Source organism: Methanomicrobiales archaeon, assembly GCA_030019205.1.
In the GTDB taxonomy this organism is placed as follows: domain Archaea; phylum Halobacteriota; class Methanomicrobia; order Methanomicrobiales; family JACTUA01; genus JASEFH01.
Window position 1 is genome coordinate 38,948 of sequence record JASEFH010000021.1, and the last position, 6,817, is coordinate 45,764.

3 protein-coding genes and 1 CRISPR repeat array are annotated in these 6,817 nt (G+C 66.9%); of the genes, 2 read left to right on the plus strand and 1 reads right to left on the minus strand.

The window, feature by feature from the left end; all coding sequences use genetic code 11:
• Positions 1-160: 160 nt before the first annotated feature.
• Complete coding sequence (locus tag QMC96_10860; protein ID MDI6877255.1) at positions 161-5,002, plus strand: DUF3320 domain-containing protein; 4,842 nt, start codon at positions 161-163, stop codon at positions 5,000-5,002.
• 152 nt (positions 5,003-5,154) lie between these two features.
• Positions 5,155-5,508, plus strand: coding sequence for a hypothetical protein (locus QMC96_10865; protein ID MDI6877256.1), 354 nt, complete (start codon positions 5,155-5,157; stop codon positions 5,506-5,508).
• Here QMC96_10865 and QMC96_10870 read toward each other — a convergent pair.
• On the minus strand, positions 5,457-6,002 hold the full coding sequence (locus tag QMC96_10870) for a DUF1579 family protein (GenBank protein ID MDI6877257.1): 546 nt from the start codon (positions 6,000-6,002) through the stop codon (positions 5,457-5,459). The two genes, QMC96_10865 and QMC96_10870, sit on opposite strands and share 52 nt — an antisense overlap.
• Positions 6,003-6,189: 187 nt before the next feature.
• A CRISPR array of direct repeats spans positions 6,190-6,760; the repeat unit is 32 nt; unit sequence ATTTCAACCCACGCACCCGTGAAGGGTGCGAC.
• Positions 6,761-6,817: the final 57 nt, after the last annotated feature.

Sequence of the window (6,817 nt, forward strand, 5' to 3'; positions counted from 1 at the left end):
CTCCCCGCACGGCGGGGCCACGGCTCCCATGCGGCATGGCAATGCGATTGGAGGCATATAGAACCCAATAAGCCTTTCTTTCACTTATTAAATGCCTTTAATGGAGTTTTTATCCAAACGAAACATTTCAATACCTATATCGATCGAATGGACAATTTAATTGCAGCCGTACTCCCTCGATGGAGACTCCGCCATGGCGATACCCGAAGCCCAGATCGATGCCATCCGCCGGCGGCTGCTGGACCTCACCCAGCGCAACCGCCTCCTGAACTACCGCCCCTCGAAGGCGCGCACCATACCCGTGGTAGACGAGAATCCCCGGGAGGTGTACGACATCCTGGTGCTGCGGGAGAAGGCGATGCGGTTCCACCCGCGGGAGAGAGGGGAGCCAGCCGCCGATGCAGCGGCTGCCGGGACCGGGAAGGGCGCGGGGGAAGCCTCTACCGCCCCGGCGGAGGACGAGGAGCCCTGGCAGGCGATCGCAGAGGGGGATACGCCGCCGCACCAGACCGACACGCTTCTCGAGACGCCGCTCTCCGCCGACATCCTTCGGGAGCGGCTCTTCACCGTTCACAACCAGGCGAGAACAGCCCTCGAAGAGCAGGGCTACAGTATCCTCTACCTCGCCCTGGGATTCCTGGAGTACACCGATACCGCCGGCACCGTCCGCTCCGCCCGGGCTCCCGTGCTGCTCGTCCCCGTCGAGCTGGAGCGCATCCGCGCGGGCGGGACGTATACGCTCCGCTGGACGGGGGAGGAGATCCTCATGAACCTCTCCCTGGCAGAGCGGCTCAGGGAGCTGGATGTGCTCCTGCCCGAGTTCGAGATGCCGGAGGAGAAGGCAGGCATCGACGCCTACCTGACCGCCGTGCGGGACGCGATCGTGCACAAACCCTCCTGGAGGCTGCTCGCCGGGATCTGCCTGGACTTCTTCAGCTTCACCAAGTTCGTCATGTTCCGCGACCTGGACCCGCAGACCTGGCCCGAAGGGCGGTCCCCGGCCGACCACCCCCTGCTGAACGCCGTCCTGAACCCCTCCGAAGAGTACGATGCCGCGGACGAGTTCGACGAGAAAACGGTGGACGAGCGGCTTCCGGGGCACGCGGTCTTCCACGTGGTGGACGCCGACTCGTCCCAGATCGCCGTCATCGAAGCGGTGAACCGCGGGGCGAACCTGGTGGTGGAGGGGCCGCCGGGGACGGGCAAGTCCCAGACCATCACCAACGTCATCGCCGAGAGCCTCGCCCGGGGAAAGAGCGTCCTCTTCGTGAGCGAGAAGATGGCGGCGCTGCAGGTGGTGAAGAGCCGCCTGGACCGCGCCGGCCTGGGGGAGTTCTGCCTGGAGCTGCACAGCCGCAAGACGAACAAGCGGAAGGTGCTCGAGGAGCTGCGCCGCACCCTGGAGACCGATCTTCTGCGCGAGGAGTCCTTCGAGGCCGAGATCGCGCGGCTGGAAGGACTCAAAGAGGAGTTGAACAGCTACGTGCGGGCGCTGGCCGAACCGATCGGCGGGCGGGGACTCTCGCCGTTCCAGGCCTTCTGCCTGCATGAACGGGCGCGGCAGCAATTCGAGCGGGCAGGAAGGAGCATGGCACGGATCTCCCTGGCGGATCCGGAGCGCATGGCGCCGCCCGAATGGGACGCCGCGGTCGCCGCCCTGGAGGGGCTGCAGGGCATCCTGCCCCTCGTCCGCCCTATCCAGGAGAACCCCTGGCGGGGCTGCACCCCGGGGCTGATCCTACCCCCGGACCTGGACCGCCTGCGGGATCTGCTGGAAGAGAGCGCGGGCGAGATAGAGCGGATCCGGGAGGCGGCGGCGCTCCTGGCCGAACTGTCGGGCTGCGCCGTGCCCTCGACACCGGGGGATCTTGCACGGGCGCGCACGGCCGCCGCCCTCGTCGCCTCGGCGCCGCCGCTCGAGCGGGACGTCATTCTGCACCCGGCCTGGAGGAGCCCGCCCGATTCGGTGGAGCCGCTCATGGCGCTGGTCCGGCGGTACCGGGAGGAGCGCGATGCAGTCCTGGCACGGTTCCGCCCGGAGATCCTGGATCGGGACGTGGATGCCCTGCTGGCCGAGTACCGGGCCCAGTCGTCTGCGTTCCTGAAGACGCTGCGATCGGGCTACCGTGCGGTCCGGCGGGAGGTGGGCAGCCTCTACGCCGGTGCCGTCCCCTCAGACGACGCCCGTATTCTGGCGGACCTGGCGGCGGCATCGGAGTGCCGCCGGCTGCGGGATGCGGTGCGGCAGGCGGAGCCGCAGGGGAGGGCCTTCTTTGGCGCCCTGTGGATGGAGGAGGAGAGCGACTGTGCCAGTCTGCAGGCATTCGCCGACTGGATGGCAAAATTCCGGCTCCAGCTGGCGCAGGGCGTGCTCACGCCCCGGGCGATCGGCATCCTCTACAGCGGGGTGCCGCGGGGAGAGATAGAGGGCTGCTCCCGCCTGCTGGGCCAGGCGGAGGAGCGGCTCGCCGCCGCGCTGGATGCCCTCTTCGGTACGCTGGGAACGGACGCGGAGCGCAGTCTCGGGACGCCCTGCGAGCGGGCGGCGTTCGCGGACCTCGAGTCCCGGATCCGTTCGTGGATATCCCGCCTTGACGACCTGCCGCGCTGGTCGCAGTACGTCGCATTCCGGGAGGAGGCCCTGGCCACTCCCGCCGCACCCCTCGTGGGGGCGGTCGAGGAGGATGGCATCGAGCCCGACGATCTGGTCCCGACGTTCGAAGGCAGCTACGCCGAAGGGCTGCTGAAGGCGGCATTCACCGAGAGGCCGCTCCTCGCGCAGTTCGTCGGGGAGCGGCACGAGAACCGCATCCGGCGGTTCGCGGCGTCGGATCAGGAGAGCCTCCACTGGAACCAGTGCCGCGCCATGCTCCGCCTCTACCGCAGCCGCCCCCGGATCTGCGGCGGGGCCTCGAAGGAATCCGAGGCGGGGATCCTGCTGCGGGAGTTCAACCGCAAACGGGGGCACATGCCCATCCGCCGTCTGATGAGCCGGGCCGGAGGGCTCATCCAGAAGATCAAACCCTGTTTCATGATGAGCCCGCTCTCGATCGCCCAGTTCCTGGACCCGCGATCGGTCTGCTTCGACCTCATCGTCTTCGACGAGGCCAGCCAGGTCCGTCCCGAGGATGCCCTGGGGGCGTTCCTGCGGGGGCGGCAGGTCGTCGTCATGGGGGACTCGCGCCAGCTGCCGCCGACCGCCTTCTTCGACCGCCTGGTAGAAGACGAAGAGGACGACGGGGCGGACGAGATCGCCGAGAGCATCCTCAACCTCTGCCGGCGGAGTTTTCCCCGCAAGATGCTCCGCTGGCACTACCGCAGCCGCCACGAGTCGCTCATCGCCGTCTCGAACCGGGAGTTCTACGACAACCGTCTCTACGTCTACCCGTCGGCAGTGGACCGGGCGGAGCACCTGGGGCTGCACCTCGTCCATCTGCCGCAGACCGTCTACGACCGGGGGCGGAGCTCCGCCAACCGCGGGGAAGCCCGGGCGGTAGCGGAGGCGGTGCTGGACCACTACCGCACCCGTCCGGGAAAGAGCCTCATGGTGGGCACCTTCAACGTCCGACAGCAGACCGCGATCCGCGAAGAGGTGGAGCGGCTGCTGCGGCAGAACCCGCAGGTCGAGGACGCGATGAAGGGCATCGAGCCCTTCGACGTCAAGAACCTGGAGACGATCCAGGGCGACGAGCGCGACGTGGTCTTTATCAGCGTCGGGTTCGGCTTCGACGAGCGGGGGAAGCTCTCCCTCAACTTCGGGCCCCTCAACCAGGCGGGCGGGGAGCGGCGCCTGAACGTGCTCATCACCCGGGCCCGCGAGAAGTGCGTGGTCTTCTCCAACTTCCGCGGGCGGGACCTCGCTCTGGACGAGAACGCACCCACAGGGCTGCAGGTCCTGAAGCAGTTCCTGGAGTATGCCGAGACGGGCTCGCTGGCCCCGTACGGGGATACCGGGGCGGATGGAGAGACCCCCCTGGAGACGTCCGTGTACGAGTTCCTGTTCGAGAACGGCCACACCCTGCGGAAACAGGTGGGCTGCGCCGGCTTCCGCGTGGACCTGGCGGTCGTCGATCCCGACTCCCCCGGGACCTACCTCCTCGGGATCGTGTGCGACGGCGCACGCTACCACACGTCCCGGGTGGCCCGCGACCGCGACCGCCTGCGGCAGCAGATCCTGGAGGGGCTGGGCTGGCGGATCCACCGCGTCTGGTCCCCCGACTGGTACCGCAACCGGAAGGAGTGCGAGAGGAGATTGCTGGAGGCGATCGAGGCGGCGAAGCAACAGAAAGAGCACCCGCCCGAGCGATCCCCGGAACCGGCCGCCCTGCCCCCGCCCGCCATGACGATGAGGAGCGGCATGCCGGAAACCGGAACGATGGAGGAGAGCGTCCCCCCCTATACGATCTGCGACGATCCGGGGCTGAGCCCTTCGGAAGATATCGTGTCCATTCCCGAGGGCGATCTGGTCCGGGCGGTCGGGAGGATCGCGGAGGTGGAGGGGCCGGTGCACGTGGAGACCGCGATCCAGCGCATCCGCACCGCCTGCGGCACGAAAAGGCTCGGGAAGAAGGCCCGGGATGCGGTGCTGGCGGCGATAGCGCGAGCGGAGGCGGAGGGCGCCGTGCGGCTGCGGGGAGAGTTCCTCTGGCCGCCAACCGGCCCGAATGCGCTGCTGCGGCGGCGGGACGCCGCCACGGGGATCAAACTCTACCAGATCTGCGACGAGGAGATTCGGGCGGGGATCGAACTGGTGCTGCAGCATCAGTTCGCCACGGCGGAGGAGGACCTGATCGCCCGCACGGCGAAGCTGCTCGGCATCCGCTCGGTCCGGAACGGCGTCGCGGAGCGGATGGAGGCGGTGATCGGGTCGATGGTCAAGGAGGGTGTGCTGGAGAAGGGGCAAAACGGCACGATCCAGCGTGCAGCCCCCGAACCGCCGGCGCCGCCTGCCGCGGAGAACACCCCCGATCGCCGCGATAGCGATGACGGGATCAGGCCGTGAGCGGACCGCCTTCCTCGATCACCCTGGATACGGACGGTGTACTCCGCGATCGGAATCTTCCTGCCCGAGCGTTCCAGGGCTCGTCGCAGGACGTAGTTCACCCCGTGGCAGCAGGGCACCTCCATGTGCAGCACCGTGATCGAACGGATGGTATGGAGGATGAAGATGTCCGCCAGTCTCTCGACGTAATCCTCGATGTCCTCGTCCAGTTTCGGGCAGAAGACGATCGCGATCCGCCCCCGCAGGAAGTCGCGGTGGAAGTCCGCGTAGGCGGAGGGTACGCAGTCCGCGGCGACGGGGAGATCCGCGTCTCGATGCAGGGGGCGGCCGGGTTCGGTAGCCGCAGCTGCACGGGCCACTGCCGCAGTTCCGATGCTGCGGGCCGCCGGGCCCGGGCACTCCGCCGCGGGAGCCGGACGATGCCGGGAGCCGCCCGCATGCCGCGGGGAGCCCGTCAGGCGCTCTCTTTCTCCTTCGGGGTGATGATATACTCCTCGATGAGCTGATACGGCTTGTGGTCTACCGACATCTCGTTCTTCCAGTGCACGGAGTGCGGGTCAGAGGCATCCCAGGTGAACCGCAGCTTCACGGGCGAGTCTCCCATCGACTCCATGATCAGGGCATCCCCCTCGATTCTGCCATGGAACATGAACGAAGCGCCGTTGCTGTCGACGCCCACCGCCCGATACTCGCGGGCGCGCGGATCCCACCCGGCGACCCAGTGCGCCTTCCAGGTCAGAATTTTCTTCCCCCCCACGAACTGGTCCTGTTCGAAATGGCAGGAGAGCCAGAGGCCGTCGATGATCCACGCGCAGGTCGCACGCCCGCTCGCTGCCATCTCCGGCGATCCCGCCCCCATCCCGCCGGCCTTCACGGTCCCCGTCCAGGTGCCATCCCCGTGGAACCGCTCCAGCGCCCGGGTCTCGGGAGTGGGTTCGAGTATCGCCGGGGCCCAGGGCGCACTGGTCCCGCGTTCCGTATCGTCTGAACTATCGGTCATACGGCAGAGCATGAGTGAGGGATGGCGTATTAACAGTTGCCGACGATGGGTGCGGTCTCACGAATCCGGCCGGCACGGCAGAGATAGTCTATCGCATGAATCCGACTCCCCGGGATATCTTCGGGGAGCGGCGATAACAGCCTCCGGGGATCATTTGTCTGATAAGACCTGCAGATGTTCAGGTTCTCTTTTTACTCATGCACCCATGGAGGGTGCGACCAGCGGTAGACGTATCCATCGCTCGTCCCCGCATAATTTCAACCCACGCACCCGTGAAGGGTGCGACGGGCAACCCTCATCGGGACGAACCTTATTGGGGCATTTCAACCCACGCACCCGTGAAGGGTGCGACAACCCTGCCTGGATGTTGAGCTTCTCCGCCATGTAATTTCAACCCACGCACCCGTGAAGGGTGCGACAAGAGGAAGGCGGAATATAAGCCGAAACCGAAAACATTTCAACCCACGCACCCGTGAAGGGTGCGACTGCCGTACGTCGCGAGACTCAGCTGGGACGCTAAAGAATTTCAACCCACGCACCCGTGAAGGGTGCGACGTGGTACTGTCCCGAGTGCGGGATGCAGGTGAAGTATTTCAACCCACGCACCCGTGAAGGGTGCGACTCCCAGAGAGGACACTGCGCAGTCGCATCATACTTATTTCAACCCACGCACCCGTGAAGGGTGCGACGGCCGTCAGGAACGCGCCGGTCACAAGCACCACATCTATTTCAACCCACGCACCCGTGAAGGGTGCGACTTTCTTCGTTCCCGCCGGGCTGCGCCTCCTGCTCCCATTTCAACCCACGCACCCGTG